The 17,691-nt window shown below is 42.7% G+C and carries 15 protein-coding genes; all 15 read left to right on the top strand.

Going from position 1 to position 17,691, the window contains the following annotated elements:
* Positions 1 to 62 precede the first annotated feature (62 nt).
* The gene (gene dapA, locus ACXAEA_RS15300) at positions 63 to 929 is read left to right on the top strand and encodes a 4-hydroxy-tetrahydrodipicolinate synthase (RefSeq protein WP_475096745.1); all 867 of its coding nucleotides are present in this window, start codon (positions 63 to 65) and stop codon (positions 927 to 929) included.
* 216 nt (positions 930 to 1,145) lie between these two features.
* Complete coding sequence (locus ACXAEA_RS15295; protein WP_475096744.1) at positions 1,146 to 2,816, top strand: ribonuclease J; 1,671 nt, start codon at positions 1,146 to 1,148, stop codon at positions 2,814 to 2,816.
* A 174-nt stretch (positions 2,817 to 2,990) separates the two neighbouring features.
* Positions 2,991 to 3,743: a ClpP family protease gene (locus ACXAEA_RS15290; RefSeq protein WP_475096743.1), complete on the top strand. Its 753-nt coding sequence runs from the start codon at positions 2,991 to 2,993 to the stop codon at positions 3,741 to 3,743.
* Positions 3,740 to 3,952, top strand: coding sequence for a YlzJ-like family protein (locus ACXAEA_RS15285; protein WP_475096742.1), 213 nt, complete (start codon positions 3,740 to 3,742; stop codon positions 3,950 to 3,952). Before ACXAEA_RS15290 ends, ACXAEA_RS15285 begins: the two co-directional genes overlap by 4 nt.
* 154 nt (positions 3,953 to 4,106) lie before the next feature.
* Entirely contained in the window at positions 4,107 to 6,476 is a 2,370-nt protein-coding gene (locus tag ACXAEA_RS15280; protein ID WP_475096741.1) for a DNA translocase FtsK, read from the top strand.
* Between the two features lie 310 nt (positions 6,477 to 6,786).
* A complete protein-coding gene (locus tag ACXAEA_RS15275; RefSeq protein ID WP_475096740.1) occupies positions 6,787 to 7,512 on the top strand; it encodes a GntR family transcriptional regulator in 726 nt (241 codons plus the stop codon).
* Positions 7,513 to 7,599: 87 nt separating this feature from the next.
* On the top strand, positions 7,600 to 8,691 hold the full coding sequence (locus ACXAEA_RS15270) for a BMP family lipoprotein (RefSeq protein ID WP_475096739.1): 1,092 nt from the start codon (positions 7,600 to 7,602) through the stop codon (positions 8,689 to 8,691).
* Between the two features lie 199 nt (positions 8,692 to 8,890).
* Positions 8,891 to 10,414, top strand: coding sequence for an ABC transporter ATP-binding protein (locus ACXAEA_RS15265; protein ID WP_475096738.1), 1,524 nt, complete (start codon positions 8,891 to 8,893; stop codon positions 10,412 to 10,414).
* Complete coding sequence (locus ACXAEA_RS15260) at positions 10,411 to 11,490, top strand: ABC transporter permease (RefSeq protein WP_475096737.1); 1,080 nt, start codon at positions 10,411 to 10,413, stop codon at positions 11,488 to 11,490. Before ACXAEA_RS15265 ends, ACXAEA_RS15260 begins: the two co-directional genes overlap by 4 nt.
* A gap of 1 nt (position 11,491) precedes the next feature.
* Positions 11,492 to 12,445, top strand: coding sequence for an ABC transporter permease (locus ACXAEA_RS15255; protein ID WP_475096736.1), 954 nt, complete (start codon positions 11,492 to 11,494; stop codon positions 12,443 to 12,445).
* Positions 12,446 to 12,614: 169 nt separating this feature from the next.
* Positions 12,615 to 13,703 carry a GGDEF domain-containing protein gene (locus ACXAEA_RS15250; protein ID WP_475096735.1) on the top strand — a complete coding sequence of 363 codons (1,089 nt, stop codon included), beginning with the start codon at positions 12,615 to 12,617 and terminating at the stop codon, positions 13,701 to 13,703.
* A 222-nt stretch (positions 13,704 to 13,925) separates the two neighbouring features.
* Positions 13,926 to 15,203: an EF-P 5-aminopentanol modification-associated protein YfmF gene (yfmF, locus tag ACXAEA_RS15245; protein WP_475096734.1), complete on the top strand. Its 1,278-nt coding sequence runs from the start codon at positions 13,926 to 13,928 to the stop codon at positions 15,201 to 15,203.
* Entirely contained in the window at positions 15,203 to 16,498 is a 1,296-nt protein-coding gene (gene yfmH, locus ACXAEA_RS15240; protein ID WP_475096733.1) for an EF-P 5-aminopentanol modification-associated protein YfmH, read from the top strand. The genes yfmF and yfmH overlap by 1 nt, the downstream gene beginning before the upstream one ends.
* 69 nt (positions 16,499 to 16,567) lie before the next feature.
* Positions 16,568 to 17,290: an elongation factor P 5-aminopentanone reductase gene (gene ymfI / locus ACXAEA_RS15235; RefSeq protein ID WP_475096732.1), complete on the top strand. Its 723-nt coding sequence runs from the start codon at positions 16,568 to 16,570 to the stop codon at positions 17,288 to 17,290.
* Between the two features lie 100 nt (positions 17,291 to 17,390).
* On the top strand, positions 17,391 to 17,648 hold the full coding sequence (locus ACXAEA_RS15230) for a DUF3243 family protein (protein WP_475096731.1): 258 nt from the start codon (positions 17,391 to 17,393) through the stop codon (positions 17,646 to 17,648).
* The last annotated feature ends 43 nt before the right edge of the window (positions 17,649 to 17,691 follow it).

The following is a 17,691-nucleotide window of genomic DNA, read 5'->3' as shown; positions in this document are numbered from 1 at the left end:
CCGAGGCCAGTGGGGAGTACCCGAAAAGCTTTTGGCGTTTTTATGAAGAGGAGTGAACAGGAATGGTTCAATTCGGAAGAATATCTACAGCAATGGTGACCCCTTTTGACCACAAAGGGCACATTGATTTTGCTAAAACGACACAGTTAGTAAACCATTTGATTGATAATGGCACCGATTCACTTGTTGTCGCTGGTACAACCGGGGAATCTCCAACACTTTCAAAAGAAGAGAAGATCGCTTTATTCCAGCATGTAGTGAAAGTTGTTGACAAAAGAATTCCGGTCATTGCCGGAACAGGCAGCAATAACACATACGCTACGATCGAACTGACAAAGAAGGCAGAGCAGATTGGCGTGGACGCTATTATGATCGTTGCGCCATATTACAATAAGCCAAATCAGGAAGGCTTGTATCAGCATTTTAAAGCAGCTGCTGAGTCTACATCACTTCCAGTAATGGTGTACAATATCCCGGGCAGGTCAGTTGTCAATATTCACGCAGATACCATCATCAAACTTGCTGAGATTCCAAATATTGTAGCAGTAAAGGAAGCGAGCGGCGACCTTAATGCAATGACAAAAATCATTGCAGAAACACCGGAAGATTTCCTTCTCTACAGCGGGGATGACGGACTGACTTTGCCGGTCCTTGCAATCGGCGGTACAGGAATTGTATCGGTTGCATCCCATGTCATCGGGAATGAAATGCAGGCAATGGTAGAAGCATTCTTCAGTGGGAGAAATGCCGACGCAGCAAAATTGCACCAGCGCCTGCTTCCAATTATGCAGGGGTTATTCGCAGCCCCTAGTCCAGGGCCCGTAAAAACAGCATTGCAGCTAAAAGGTCTTGACGTCGGATCCGTCCGTCTGCCAATGGTTCCATTAACCGAGCAGGAAAGAACAGCAGTTGCAAAATTATTTGAATAGAATCACGAGGCCAGCCGTATTAGGTTGGCCTTATTTTTTTGTTGGATTAAAGTTAAGTGGATCTTGTAAATTCCTTACCTCATACCGGGAAGAAAAAAAAGGGGGTGATGCATGGCTAAAATGCTATCGGATTAAGTTGTAAAAATTTTCTGCCATCAAGTATAATGATTTTAACTGGTCACGGTCGGCCCATATCAACTTAGGAGGAGCGGAAAATTGAATAAGAAGAATGAGAATATTAAGATCATCGCACTTGGTGGCGTAGGGGAAATCGGCAAGAACATGTACGTCACCGATGTCGACGGCGATATTTTTGTAGTGGACGCAGGTCTGATGTTCCCCGAGGATGAAATGCTCGGCATCGACATTGTCATACCTGATATTTCTTATTTAACTTCAAACAGTGAGAAGGTAAAGGCGATTTTCCTTACTCATGGCCATGAAGATCATATCGGATCACTCTCATATGTTTTACGGAAGATCAATGTTCCGGTGTATGGCACGAAGCTTACTCTTGCACTGGCAAGGGAGAAAATGAAGGAGCAGGAATATTCCGGTTCGGCAGATTTTCATGAAATCACTTCGGATTCAGTATTGGATTTTGGCTCGGCCACAGTTTCGTTTTTTAGAACTAATCACAGTATCCCAGATTCAGTTGGGGTAAGCATCCATACATCTGAGGGAGCAATTGTCCATACTGGAGATTTCAAATTCGATCAGGCTGCTACTGCGCTTTACAAGCCTGAAATTGGTAAAATGGCAGCCATTGGCGATAAGGGTGTCCTATGTCTTCTTTCAGACAGTACGGACGCTGAAAAGCCAGGCTACACTCCTTCTGAATCCACAGTCATCGAAGAACTCTCGAATGTATTTTATAATGCTAGTGGCAGAATTATTGCTGCATGCTTTGCATCTGACATCAACAGAATCCAGCACCTATTTGACAGCGCTTCTGCAAATGGCCGTAAAGTAGCTGTGGCAGGAAAAAGCCTTAAGAGAATATATGATATCGCTTTAGAACTTGGATACTTACAAGTAGAGGACGAATTAATTATTCCAATTACCGAAATTAACGGACATCCTGATGATGAAATCGTCATTCTGACTACAGGCAGTCAGGGCGAACCAATCGAGTCTCTGCAAAAAATGGCAAAACAAATTCATCCACAGGCTAATATCCTTAAAGGAGATACTGTTTTGATTGCTGCTTCTCCTCTGAAGGGCAGTGAAGTGTATTTATATAAAACAATAGACTTGCTGTACCGTGCCGGAGCAACCGTAGAATCAAGCAAAAAAAGTATCCATGTTTCCAGCCATGGCAGCCAGGAAGAATTAAAGTTCATGATTAACCTAATGAAACCTAAATTCTTCATTCCTGTCCATGGTGAATACAAAATGCTGAAAGCGCATAAAAAAATAGCGCTGGCATGCGGTATCCCGGACGAAAACATCTATATCCCGGATCGAGGGAATGTGCTTGAAATCTCAGGCGGGAAAATGATCTCCACTGAAAAGGTACCTGCTGGCAATATTTTGATTGACGGAATTGGAGTCGGAGATGTTGGCAATATTGTTCTCCGTGACCGAAGACTTCTATCACAGGATGGAGTATTAATAGTTGTCGTCACCCTTAACAAAGCTGAAAGGAAAATTGCCGCCGGCCCGGAAATAATCTCACGTGGATTTGTTTATGTCCGGGAATCTGAAAAACTAATGTCCGATTCTTCGGATCTGGTCAAAGAAATCGTTGAAAAAAATATTACGAAGGAAACGTTTGACTGGACTAGCATGAAGCAGGACATCCGTGACTCCTTGAATCATTATTTGTATGATAAAACAAAACGTCGCCCTATGATCATGCCGATCATTATGGAAGTGAAAAAATAACGCAAACGCACTTGCCTTAAAAACGCAGGTGCTTTTTTATGTAATGGATGTTAAGGATTTTAACTGTTCCTCAGAATTTAGAAGTGCAGAACCAACCACTCTCTTCTGACTGCCGAATGAAATTAAGGACGATGTTCATACTAACAATATCATGTCTGAAGGGAGCAGTAATGGATGGATAATGAAATGAATCATGTCAGTTCAGAAAATCAGGGTGGCCAGGAAGGTGAAAAAGAAAATAAGTCATCGGGCCTTCTGGAAAAAATCCAGCAGCTGGGCCAGACGAATGTCCCTCAGCTTTCCGGGGATTCGAAAATTCATTGTCTGACTATTGTCGGCCAAATAGAGGGGCATATGCAGCTTCCTCCTCACAATAAAACAACAAAATATGAGCATTTGATACCCCAGATTGTTGCAATCGAGCAAAACCCAAACATTGAAGGCTTGCTTGTCATTTTAAATACGGTCGGCGGAGATGTAGAAGCTGGACTTGCAATTTCTGAGATGCTTGCATCCCTTTCGAAACCGACTGTGTCTCTCGTCCTTGGGGGCGGACATTCAATCGGTGTACCAATTGCAGTTTCGTGTAATTACTCGTTCATTGCTGAAACAGCCACAATGACGATACATCCGATTCGATTGACAGGCCTTGTCATCGGTGTTCCGCAAACCTTTGAATACTTGGATAAGATGCAGGAACGTGTAGTAAACTTTGTAACAAAGCATTCTAACATCGCTGAAGATACATTCAAAGAGTTAATGTTCGCTAAGGGCAATCTGACAAGGGACATTGGGACAAATGTTGTTGGCCATGATGCTGTAGAAACAGGCCTCATCCATGAAGTTGGCGGGATCGGCCAGGCAATGAAGAAATTAAATGAATTGATTGATTTGAATAAACAAAAGAATGAAGTGATAGTGCAATGATCCTGTATACAATGATGCCCCAGGAGCAGGTTTTCCCGCCAGGTGACATGGAGGCAGTTAATCAGGTCATGATTTCATACAATGGAATTCCAATCATGGCTGAATGGACAGAAAATCATGAGTATAGGGTTGTCCGTGTCATGAGCACCGATCCAAATGACTACATGAACCCAACCTGTATGCCGGGTTCGAAAATTTCGTTCTCTTAATAAAAGGATTGTCCCAGCTAAACTGGCAAATATGATATAATATGGATACACTCAGCATTGGCAGCCGAATCAGGCTGCTTTTCTACTTACTGAAGTTTGAGAAACGGAATGGTTGTTCATGCTGTAAGTGAAGCTATAAATATCAGGTGATAACATGGCCAAAAAGAAAAGACGGCAATCCAGAAAAAAGAGTACATTAAAAACAACAGTTCAATACGAACTTGCCGGGTTAGCCTTGCTGGCACTGGCTATCATAGCAATGGCAGACCTGGGGGCGGTCGGAAAAGCGGTCGTGATGTTCTTCCGGTTTTTCTTCGGGGAATGGTATATGCTCAGCCTTGTCGGGCTTGTCATATTCAGTATCTATATTATGTGGAAACGGAGTCTGCCGTTTATTTTCCATACAAAGTTAATCGGTACATATTTGATAATAAGTGCAATCTTATTATTAAGCCACGTCACCTTATTTGAGCTTTTGTCCAATGGCGGAAAGTTCGAAAATCCAAGTGTGATAAAAAATACTTTCGACTTATACGTCATGGAAGCCAAAGGGGAAACCAGCACGACGGACCTTGGAGGCGGGATGATCGGTGCGGTGATGTTTGCATTATTTTATTATTTATTTGATGCTGCCGGGTCGCAGTTGGTTGCCTTTGTTTTAATCATCGTTGGCGGAATCCTTGTAACAGGAAAAACCTTTAGTGAAACGACTGGGAGACTTCTCGTGCCAATCGGCAGATTTATTAAGGACCAGTGGAGTTCCTTTATTGAGGATTTGAAGCAGTGGAAAGAAACCCAGCAGCAGAAAAGAACAGCTCAGCGTGAAGCTCGGCTGGCAGAAAAACAGAATAGTCAAAGCAGTCAAAGCAATCAAGGCAACCAAAGCAGTCAGGCTCTTGCAAATGGACAACCTGCAGGAAGCGAAATAGAAATTGCTGAGGAGCCTTCTCCTGAACCCATCATATCAAGCTTTGCTGAACGGGCATATGGGAATACGACAGAGTCACAGTCACAGCAAACTGAGAAAAAAGATAAACCTAAAAAGGGTAAAGAAGAAGAAAGCGAAGAGCTTCAGCAGCCAATCACATTTACTGAAGTGGAAAATACCGCATATGAATTGCCGCCAATCAGCTTATTGAAACTTCCGAGCAAAACCGACCAAAGCGGCGAATACGAACTCATCCACGCCAATGCAGCAAAACTGGAGAGAACCTTCCAGAGTTTTGGCGTAAAAGCAAGAGTTACCCAGGTTCATCTTGGACCCGCTGTAACAAAATATGAAGTCCATCCCGATGTAGGAGTGAAGGTCAGCAGGATTGTCAGCCTGAATGATGACCTGGCACTTGCACTTGCTGCCAAGGACATCCGGATTGAAGCACCGATCCCAGGAAAATCGGCAATCGGGATTGAGGTGCCGAATTCCGAGGTGGCAATGGTTTCATTGAGGGAAGTTATTGAATCAAGGCAGCATAACAAACCGGAGGCAAAGCTGCAGATTGGCCTCGGGCGTGATATCACAGGTGAGGCAGTTCTGGCTGAATTAAATAAAATGCCCCATCTTCTCGTTGCCGGCGCAACCGGAAGCGGTAAGAGTGTTTGTATTAACGGAATCATCACGAGCATCCTGATGAGGGCCAAGCCGCATGAAGTCAAGCTGATGATGATTGACCCGAAAATGGTTGAATTGAATGTTTACAATGGAGTACCTCATTTGCTTGCACCTGTTGTGACGGATGCGAAGAAAGCTTCCCAGGCTCTCAAAAAAGTAGTCAGCGAGATGGAAAGGCGCTATGAGCTGTTCTCTCATACTGGTACAAGAAATATAGAAGGCTATAATGAATATATTAAAAGGTACAACAGTGAGGAAGAAACTAAACAGCCGCTCCTCCCATTTATTGTTGTCATTGTGGATGAGCTGGCAGACCTTATGATGGTGGCGTCATCAGATGTTGAAGATTCCATCACCCGCCTTGCCCAAATGGCGCGTGCAGCTGGAATTCATTTGATCATCGCTACCCAAAGGCCATCAGTAGATGTCATCACCGGGGTCATCAAAGCAAATATTCCATCCAGGATTGCTTTTGCAGTATCATCCATGACAGACTCAAGGACTATCCTTGATATGGGCGGAGCCGAGAAGCTGCTCGGAAGAGGCGATATGCTCTTCCTGCCAGTCGGTGCTTCGAAGCCTGTAAGGGTGCAGGGCGCATTCTTGTCGGATGAAGAAGTTGAAGAGGTTGTCAACTATGTTATCGGCCAGCAAAAAGCCCAGTACCAGGAAGAAATGATACCGGAGGATATTCCAGAGAATACTTCTGAGGTCGAGGATGAGTTATATAATGAAGCAGTTGATCTGATAGTTGAGATGCAGACGGCATCAGTATCGATGCTGCAGAGAAGGTTCAGGATCGGCTATTCAAGAGCAGCCAGACTGATCGATGAAATGGAGCTGCGGGGAGTCGTAGGGCCATATGAAGGAAGCAAGCCAAGAAATGTCCTGGTTGCAAAGTCAGAAGAAGCATAGTGCGGAACCTGAATAAAGAGACAAAAGCCGGATCATCGAATCCGGCTTTTGTTATTGTTTATAGGTGAATTCTCTTAGCGAGTACTAATAATGTCATACTATTAAAAACGCTTTCAAAATACTATTATACCAAAAATATAGGATTTTTGTCCCGTAAATCTGAACATTTTTGGTCAATCTAGCTTTTTTCGACAAAATGTTGAAACGCTATTTATTTATCTTAAAAAAAGTGTTATAGTATTTTCGATTAGTAGGAATGCTATACATCAGATGTCTGATGTCTTGAGCAAAAAGGTTGGAGGAACGCCTCATGTCGATCAAGTCAGATAACCGGCACCTGTATTTACAAGTAATTGACCATCTGAAGAAAGATATTCAAAAGGGAGTCTATAAAGAAAGAGAAAAACTGCCTTCTGAATTCGATCTTTCCAAACAGCTTGGAGTAAGCAGAGCTACACTCCGCGAAGCATTGCGCATTCTTGAAGAAGAAAACGTCATCATTCGCAGACATGGAGTAGGAACCTTTGTGAATGCCAAACCGTTGTTTGAATCTGGGGTTGAACAGCTTAACAGTGTGACGGCCATGATTGAGCAGGCAGGGATGAAGCCTGGAACAATCTTTTTAAACTCAATGACCACAGGGCCTACCGAAGAGGATATCCGCCGTTTTTCATGCTCTATTGATGATGAAATCACCCTTGTTGAAAGGGTAAGGACTGCAAATGGTGAACCGGTTGTCTATTGTTTGGACAAGATCCCGGCGAAAATCTTGCCTAACGACTTTTCTCACGAAGATGAATCATTGCTACATATGCTCGAAGTGAAGTCGAATCGGAAAGTGACCTATGCAGTAGCTCAGATTGAGCCAATCGGCTATCATGAGAAGATTTCTCCCATCCTGGAATGTGAACCCGAAACTGCCCTGCTCGTATTGAAGCAGATGCATTTCGATGAGAACGATGTGCCAATCCTTTATTCGGTAAACTACTTTAAAGCCGACAAGTTCAGTTTTCATGTCCTTAGAAGAAGAGTTTAATTTTTTTAATGAAATGAAAACGCTAACTGATAGGCTTTTCAGAACATTCCTGCGAAATCCACAAACATTCTCTGGGGGGTACAAACCTTGAAAAAGCGTAAATTTGGTTTGGTAATGTCATTGCTTTTAGCTGCAGGCACAATGCTTGCTGGTTGCGGAAGTGATGAAGGCGGTGGAGATAAAGGTAAGTCAGACTTAAGAGTAGGTATGGTTACTGACGCTGGTACGATTGATGACAAGTCATTCAACCAAGGTACATGGGAAGGTATCCTTAAAGCTGAAGATAAGTTCGGCGTTAAGACAAAGTACCTTAAGCCAGCAGGTACTACTGAAGCAGAATACTTAAAAGAAATCGGTAACTTATATGATGCAGAATATAAGTTCATCATTACTCCAGGCTTTAAGTTCGAAACGGCTGTATTCCAAGCCCAGGATAAATATGAAGATGCAAAATTCGTAATCCTTGATGGAAATCCGCACAAAGGTGACTACAAACCAGTTGTTAAAGATAACACTGTTGCTGTATTCTTTGCTGAGCACGAATCAGGATTCCTTGCAGGTGTAGCTGCAGCTGCTGAGTTAAAAGAAGGCGAAGCTGGTTTCATCGGCGGTATGGAAATCCCTGCTGTACAAAAGTTCAACTGGGGCTTCCAGCAAGGTCTTAAATATGCAAATGAAAACCTTGGAACAAACGTAACAATCAAAGCAGAAAACGTAGTTTACCAGGGTTCATTTGATAACGCTGCTGCTGGTGGACAAATCGCTGCTCAATTCTATGACCGTGGCGTAGATGTAATCTTCACTGCTGCTGGCGGTGTAGGTGTTGGTGCGATCAACGAAGCTAAGAACCGTGCTAAGGCTGGAGAAAAAGTCTGGATCGTTGGTGTTGACGTAGACCAGTTCGAAGATGGTAAATACGATGGCGACAAGTCAGTAATCCTTACTTCTGCAATGAAGAAACTTGACCAGGTTTCTTACGATATGGTTCAGGCTGAGTTAGATGGTAAATTCCCTGGCGGACAAACATTAACTTTCGATGCTAAGAATGACGGTATCGGCCTTCCAGAGAAAAACCCTAACTTAAGCGATGAAACTACAGGCAAAGTAAAAGAAGTATACGAAAAGATCAAATCTGAAGAAATCAAAGTCTCTGCTGAACAAGGAGATTTGTTTAAGTAAAAGAGAGCAAAAGAGACGGTACATTCCGTCTCTTTTGTCTATCAAAGTCTGAACGGTAAATATTTGAAATTAGGGCCTTGAATATTTTAAATATTTCAAGACTTTATAAGTTTTTTTTACCTGAAGTACTGGTCCAGTATGTATAGGGGACTCCCTATTTTATAAAGTAATCGAGTCTATTACAAAGGTGAGTGCTACTATGAGTTATGTAGTTGAGATGTTGAATATCCGGAAAGAGTTCCCGGGTATCGTAGCCAACGATAATATTACCCTTACACTGAAAAAAGGTGAAATACACGCACTATTAGGTGAAAATGGCGCAGGGAAGTCCACCTTGATGGGTGTGCTGTTCGGCATGTACCAGCCGGAAAGAGGCGTAATTAAAGTAAATGGCAAAGAAGTGAAGATCGCAAATCCTAACGTCGCCAACCGCATGGGGATCGGGATGGTGCATCAGCACTTTAAGCTGGTTGAAAATTTTACAGTGACAGAAAATATCATCCTGGGCAGTGAGCCACTGAAGGGCATGGTCCTTGATATTGATAAAGCCGCAAAGAGAATTGAAGAATTATCAAAGCATTATGGATTGAATGTGGATCCTCATGCAAAAATTGAAGATATTTCAGTAGGTATGCAGCAAAGGGTAGAAATTTTGAAGATGCTTTACCGTGAAGCAGATGTATTGATTTTGGATGAGCCAACTGCTGTTCTTACACCAGCGGAAATTGATGAATTGATGAAAATCATGCGCAATCTTATTAAAGAAGGTAAGTCTATTATTATTATCACTCATAAATTAAAAGAAATTAAGGCAGTTGCTGACCGTTGTACGGTAATCCGCCGTGGTAAAGGAATCGGCACGGTTAATGTGGCTGAAGCCAGTGAGGCAAGCCTTGCTGAAATGATGGTCGGACGTCATGTCTCTTTTAAAGTGGATAAGAAAGAAGGTACTCCTGGTGAGGTAGTACTTAAAATAGATTCTTTGTCAGTTAAAAATAATCGAAAAGTATTAGGGTTGAAGGATTTTTCATTGGAAGTCCGAGCAGGGGAAATTGTCGGGATTGCTGGAGTTGAAGGGAACGGCCAGACTGAGCTTGTAGAAGCGATCACTGGTTTAAGGAAGGCGGAATCCGGTTCGGTCCTCATTAGCGGCGATGACATCATTAACCTTCCGATCCGCCAGAGAAATGAAAAAGGGATCAGCCATATTCCTGAAGACAGACATAAACGCGGTCTTGTCCTGGATTATACACTCGAATCAAACATGGTTTTGCAAATTTATAACAAAAAGCCATTCTCAAATTATGGACTTTTGAACGTTTCAGCAATGAAATCGTATGCACAAAACATTCTGACGAACTTCGATGTCCGTTCAGGAGAGGGAGCTGCTTCGATTGCCAGAACTCTGTCTGGGGGGAACCAGCAAAAAGCGATCATCGGCAGAGAGCTGGAACTGGATCCAAAGCTTTTGATTGCAGTTCAGCCGACTCGCGGACTGGATGTTGGTTCAATTGAATACATCCATAAAAGAATTATTGAGCACCGTGACAAAGGCAATGCAGTTTTGCTTGTTTCATTGGAACTTGATGAGGTTTTACAGCTTTCAGACCGTATCGCGATTGTAAATAATGGTGAGCTGGTAGGGGTCGTGAACGCAGCGGAAACGGATGAGAATGAAGTTGGTCTAATGATGGCGGGCGTGGCTAAGGAGAGAGGCAAATGAGAAATACCATCGTATCTTTAATATCCATTATTCTAGGACTGGTGGCCGGCGGAATCTTGATGCTTTTCATCGGCAGCAACCCAATTGAGGGTTATGCCTATCTGCTTCAAGGGGCACTGAAGAATCTAGAGCGTATCGGTAATACTCTGGCAACAGCAACTCCGCTTGTATTCACAGGTTTGTCTGTCGCTTTTGCATTTCGTACCGGCCTTTTCAACATCGGGGCATCAGGCCAGATGCTTGTAGGAGGCCTTGCTGCATCAGCTGTAGCCTTGACATTTGATTTTTCAAGACCTGTACTGCTTTTGGTCATGGTTCTTGTTGGTCTGCTCGCAGGTGCGTTATGGGCATTCATTCCTGGCTTGCTTAAAGCCAAGTTCAATGTTCACGAGGTTGTTTCGACAATCATGATGAACTGGATCGCCTACTGGACGATCTACTATATTGTTCCTGGTTACTTCAAGGGAGAATTCCTTGAGACGGAATCCAAGAAACTGGCAGAAACAGATACTTTAAGAACACCATTTTTAACTGAAATGTTTGATGGATCATATATAAACTTAGGCCTGTTCTTTGCTGTCATTGCTGTAATCATTATCGCGTTCATCATTGATAAGACGACTCTTGGATTTGAATTGAAGGCTGTTGGATTCAACAGATTTGCAGCAGAATATGCAGGGATGAAAGTTAACCGCAACATCATCTTATCCATGTTGATTTCCGGTGCTCTTGCTGGTGTTGGTGGAGTAGCATTATACACAGGAAATGCTTCAAGCATTCAAATCGGTATCCTTCCTGCTCAGGGATATGATGGCATCGCGGTTGCGCTTCTTGGTGCAAATCATCCTGTTGGAGTATTCTTCGCGGCAGTTCTGTTCGGTATTTTATACTCTGGAACAGGATTCATGAACGCAATGACGGACATTCCACCTGAATTGGCGAATACCATTATTGCGATCATCATCTATTTTGCAGCAACAAGTGTCATGATTGAGCGTTTGCTGAACAAATTCATGAAGAGAAGATCCAATAAAGAAGATAAAAGTGGTCCTGTAGTCGAGAAGGGAGATTCATAAGATGTGGTCAATAATAGAACAAATTTTTCCTTACGCGATTATCTTTACAATTCCTCTTCTTATTACAGCCCTGGGCGGACTCTTTAGTGAAAGAAGTGGTATTGTTAATATCGCCCTTGAGGGGTTAATGGTAATTGGTGCGTTCTCTGGCGCTCTATCCATCCACTACCTGAGCGGCGTATTGGACAACAACACATTAGTACTATGGCTCGGATTGCTGACTGCTGTTCTGGCTGGTGTTCTGTTCTCGGTCTTGCATGCGTTTGCGAGCATCAATCTGAATGCCAACCAGATCATCAGTGGTACAGCAATCAACTTGATTGCCACTGCACTGACAGTTTTCCTTGCAAGAAATATGACTGGAAGCGGAAACATCCGGATCACAAGCGGTTTTTCACCGTCAAATGTTCCTTTCCTTTCTGATATTCCAGTAATCGGCGCTCTGTTTTTCACTAAAACGTATCCGACAACATGGTTCGTATTGGCGATTCTTTTCGTAAGTTCATTCATTTTGTATAAAACAAGATTTGGGCTTCGACTGAGATCATGTGGTGAATTCCCACAGGCTGCCGAAGCAGCAGGAATCAATGTCAGAAGAGTCCGTTACAGCGGCGTCCTGATTTCAGGTGCATTTGCTGGATTGGGCGGTGCGTTGATCATCGTAACATACGCAGGTGAATTTACAGGAACGGTTTCAGGTCTAGGTTTCCTTGCACTCGCTTCATTGATCTTTGGTCAGTGGAAACCGCTTGGTGTGCTGGCTGCAACATTCTTCTTTGGATTTGCGAGCACGATTGCAAACGTGTCTCAAGTAATTCCTGAGTTGGCTGTTATTCCGCCAATCCTGTTGAAAATCTTCCCTTATGTAGTAACGCTAATCGCACTTGTGATCTTCTCCAAGTCATCACAGGCGCCAAAGGCTGTTGGGGAAACTTTTGATAGTGGAAAACGTTAAGATTTCATAAACGAACTGCAAAAGAGGTACCTGATATAGGTGCCTCTTTTTTATTTTTATGGGAGAAGAAATTTTAGGAGAATGCATATTATTTTTAGAATCGCACTTAAATTTGTGATAAAATTAAGGAAAACTTTGCTAAAATTTACAGTGGCAAGAGGGCAGGCATATGAAGCTATCATTATACTTGGATGACCGTGAGACGGAAAAGATTTTTTCTTATTTGCGCTGGATTTTCCTGGTTGTAGGGATACTGATTTTCTATTATCCTCCGCTTTCAGACAGGCTTAATTATACAGAAGAGTCATTTCCATTATTATTGTCGGTTGGTTTTACCTATATGGCGGCAGCGCAGGTTGCACTAATAAAAATGTCACCGGGAAACGAATATTTCAATCTTCTTGCCAAGGCCGGAATCATTTTCGATTATGTCGCATTAATCTGGCTTATCGTCTTGACAAATGGAGTTATGTCACCACTTTTTCCAATTTCCTATTTGCTGGTGATGCATGCGACGATTTATTGGCGCACAAAAGGTGCGATTTTCTCTTCTGCAGCCCTGACTCTTGGGTATTCAGCCATCTACCTTTTTCAGGCACAATTTGATTTTCACACAACATTCATCTATATTCTTAACCTTATCTTCATTTGGGTTGTCGGCGTTTTTGGATCGCTGATCGTTATTAGGGAAAGAAAGCATTTGAAGCAAAAAGAAATCTTTCATGAGCTGATGTTCACGGATTATTTAACAGGATTATATAACCACCGTCATTTCCAGGAACAATTAAGGCTGCTAACAGCATCCCGCCAAAGTTTCCTGCTTGTCATGGGTGATATCGACCATTTTAAACAAATTAATGATCACTATGGCCATTTGACTGGTGATGAAATTTTAAAGAAATTAGGGGTGATTTTTCAAGATGTAGCAGAACATTTTGATGGGCAGGCCTTCCGTTATGGTGGAGAAGAATTCGCCTTCCTTTTACCCGCCACTGATGAAACCAGGCAAATCAGCTTTTTTGATGAACTATACGGCAGGCTGTCTTCAGAAACATTCAGTGAACAATGTGCAAGTGTGACCATGAGTTTTGGTATTGCTCCTTCAAATGGAGAGGCTTTCCCTGATAAGCTTCTGGGATATACTGACCAGCTATTATACATCGCGAAAGGATCCGGTAAAAATCAGGCTAAATTCGCGACCGGTTATACATACCATTACTCAGCTGCAAATAAAGAAATTGCAGCCTCAAGGCAATAAAGGCTCCCCTATCGGCGGAGCTTTTGCTGTATTTATTCTTGTTTGCCGGGCGTTGCTTGAATTAGCCAGAACGGGATAGGTATAGTTAGAGTATATTTATAGGAATATTAAATGTAGGCATAACACGTATACATAAGAATGAGAAATGTTTTGTTTGTATGAAACATGTGAAGAAGAACGATGTAAGGCTAGTGTAGTTGTCATAAACAAAGGAGGATTTCAATGGCTGTCATTTCAGAAACAATCAAGGATATGAAAGGCTACAAGCTCCATATTGTAAAAACGGAAAAGTTCAAGACGAACACAATTGTATGGAAGATGAAAGCACCCCTGACCAGGGAAGATGTGACCAAACGGGCCTTGCTTCCATATGTGCTGCAAAGCAGTTCCAAGGCTTTCCCATCCACTTCAAAGCTGCGTTCCTATCTTGACGAGCTATATGGTGCCAATTTATATGTTGATGTTTCAAAAAAAGGTGAATATCAGGTTCTCAGCTTTTCCCTTGAGATCGCCAATGAGAAGTTTTTAAGCGATCCAGAACCATTATTAAAAAAAGGCATGGAGTTAATTGCAGAAATACTTGTGAATCCGCTAGCGGAAAAAGGTGCCTTTGATAAGGACACGGTAGAAAAGGAAAAGCGTACTTTAAAGCAGCGTATTCAGGCTGTTTATGATGATAAAATGAGGTATTCAAATTTCAGGCTTGTCCAGGAAATGTGCAAGGATGAACCATATGCACTCCATGTGAATGGTGAGATTGATGACATCCCTCAAATTAACGAGCAAAATCTTTTTGAGTATTATAAACAAGCATTTGCCGAAGATGAGTTGGATTTATTCATTATCGGCGATGTGAATGAAAATGATGTTCAATCCATTGCAGAAACCCTTCTCCAATTTGAGCAGCGTACGCCTAAACTGGTTGGAAATAAGGGACCTGGAAGCGTAGAAGAAAAGACAGTGAAGGATCAAGAGGATGTAAAACAAGGGAAATTGAACATTGGCTACAGGACGAATGTGCTTTACGGTGACAAGGACTACTACGCACTTCAGGTATTCAATGGTATTTTCGGAGGCTTTTCACATTCAAAGCTGTTTTTGAACGTCAGGGAGAAGAACAGCCTGGCTTATTACGTCGCCAGCAGGCTTGAAAGCCATAAGGGTTTGATGATGGTGATGTCAGGGATTGAGTTCAATAATTTTGAACTGGCCGTAAAAATTATCCGTGAGCAAATGCAGGCAATGCAAGCGGGGGATTTCACCGATCAGGAAATTGAACAAACGAAGGCCGTCATTGAAAACCAGATGCTGGAAACGATGGACACAGCCAGAGGGATGGTAGAGGTTTTATACCATAATGTGGTATCAGATCAGAAGGTCACTCTGGATGACTGGCTACAGGGCATGAGCAGAACGACGAAAGAGGAGATCGTCGAAGTAGCCAAGAAAGTCCAATTGGATACGATTTACTTCTTAACTGGATTGGAGGCGGACAAATAATGGAGAAGATTATTTTTGATCAGCTGCAGGAAGAGATGTTCTATGAAAAGCTGGATAACGGCCTGGATGTATATATCCTTCCGAAAAAAGGCTTTAACAAAACGTACGCAACATTCACAACCAAATATGGTTCAATCGATAATCATTTCCTTCCGCCTGAAAAAGATGATTTTGTAAAAGTGCCAGATGGGATTGCCCATTTTCTTGAGCATAAATTATTCGAAAAAGAGGACGGCGATGTATTCCAGCAATTCAGCAAGCAGGGCGCATCAGCAAATGCTTTTACCTCTTTTACCCGTACAGCTTATTTGTTTTCCAGTACTTCCAATGTAGAGAAGAACTTGGAAACATTGATCGACTTCGTTCAGGAACCATATTTTACAGAAAAGACGGTCGAAAAGGAAAAGGGCATTATCGGACAGGAAATCACGATGTACGATGATAATCCTGACTGGAGATTGTATTTTGGCCTAATTCAGAATATGTATAAGAATCATCCCGTTAAAATCGATATTGCAGGAACGATCGAGTCAATTTCCCATATAACGAAGGATATGCTGTACGAGTGCTACGAAACTTTTTACCACCCGAGCAACATGCTTCTATTCGTGGTAGGGCCGATAAATCCAGATGAAATCATGGTGCAGATCAAAGAAAACCAGAGCAAGAAAGAATACAAGAATAAGCCTGAGATCAAGCGCGAATTCGAAGACGAACCTGCAGGAGTCGCCGAGAAAAAACAGGTTCTGAAAATGAATGTCCAGACATCAAAATGCCTTGTGGGAATCAAGGCAGCCAATCCGACACAGTCGGGGAAAGAGATGCTTAAAAACGAACTTTCAATCAATGTGATGCTTGATCTCGTCTTTGGCAAAAGCTCTGAGAACTACACTAAGCTATATGGCGAAGGTTTAATCGATGATACGTTCTCCTATGATTATACTCAGGAACAGGGATTTGGCTTTGCAATGGTAGGTGGGGATACTAATGAGCCTGATGTTCTTGCTGGTGAACTTGAAGCCATGCTGTTGGATGCTAAATCCGGCAATGGCTTGACGGAGGAAAGCCTTGAGCGGACGAAAAAGAAAAAAATCGGTACCTTCCTTCGGGCCGTGAATTCTCCGGAATACATCGCCAACCAGTTCACACGCTATGCCTTTAACGATATGGATCTTTTTGAAGTAGTTCCAGTACTGGAAAGCCTGAAACTTGAGGACATTAAAGGAGCTGCAAACAGCTTGATTGCAGAAGACCGGTTTACTGTCTGCCAGGTGATCCCAAAAGATAAGCAATAACATTCCATACAGTGCGCCGGGGCTTCCGGCGCATTTTCGATTAGATGATTAGTGGAGAGGGATAGGAAGATGAAAAAATTCGCATTGGTGACAGGAGCAAGCGGTGCAATTGGCCAGGCTATATCAATCAAGCTGGCAGAGGCAGGTTATTCGCTGTACCTGCACTATAACAATAATGAAAAAGGAATAAATGAGCTTCTTAAGATGCTTCAAAAATATAACGGGGAATACATCCCGATCAAGGCCGACTTGTCATCGAGGTCAGGTTATTTGGACTTAGCAGCAAGCATATTTTCTCTGGATGCCATTGTGCACAATGCAGGAAATGCCTTGTATGGCCTCCTTGAGGATTTGGAAGAGGAAGATGCAGATGCACTTATTCAGATTCATATGACCAGCCCGCTTTTATTGACAAAAAAGCTGCTCCCGAAAATGAGGCAGAGAAAAAGTGGCAGTATCGTCATTGTTTCTTCCATTTGGGGCCAAACAGGCGCGGCTTGTGAAGTGGCCTATTCAATGGTTAAGGGAGCACAAATCTCCTTCGCAAAAGCATTGAGCAAAGAGTTAGCTCCCTCCGGCATAAGGGTGAATGCCATTGCGCCGGGAGCCATCCGTACTCCTATGGTTTCAGGGTTTACTGCCGAAGAGATGGATCGTCTTGCAGAAGATATTCCCGCAGGACGGCTAGGGAAGCCTGAGGAAGTGGCAGACAGTGTCGAATTCCTTTTATCAGATAAATCAACATACATAACTGGACAAGTTCTTGCGATTAACGGCGGATGGCATACCTGATGATTTGTGACAAATTTTCAAAAGCGGTATGGAAATGAATAATAACCGCCATTCGTATGCAAAATAACCTTGTACTATTTTAGACAAGGAGGTTGTCAATATGTCCGTATTGGATAATTGGAATCAATGGAAGGATTTCCTGGGAGACCGCCTTCACCAGGCGCAGAATCAGGGCATGAATAAAGAAGTGATGGGTGATCTTGCTTACCAGATTGGAGATTATCTTGCACAGAATGTGGATCCTAAAAACGAGCAGGAAAGGGTTCTCTCAGATCTTTGGTCAGTAGCAAGCCCGGACGAACAGCATGCCATCGCAACAATGATGGTGAAACTTGTTCAAAACAACGGTTCTAAATAACAAATGCAGAATTGAGAGGGGACATCCATTCCTCTCTTTTTTT

The organism is Mesobacillus sp. ABV4_180 (assembly GCF_056158485.1).
The sequence above is the reverse complement of the archived record's forward strand: the minus strand, read 5'-3'. Positions and strand labels throughout refer to the sequence as shown.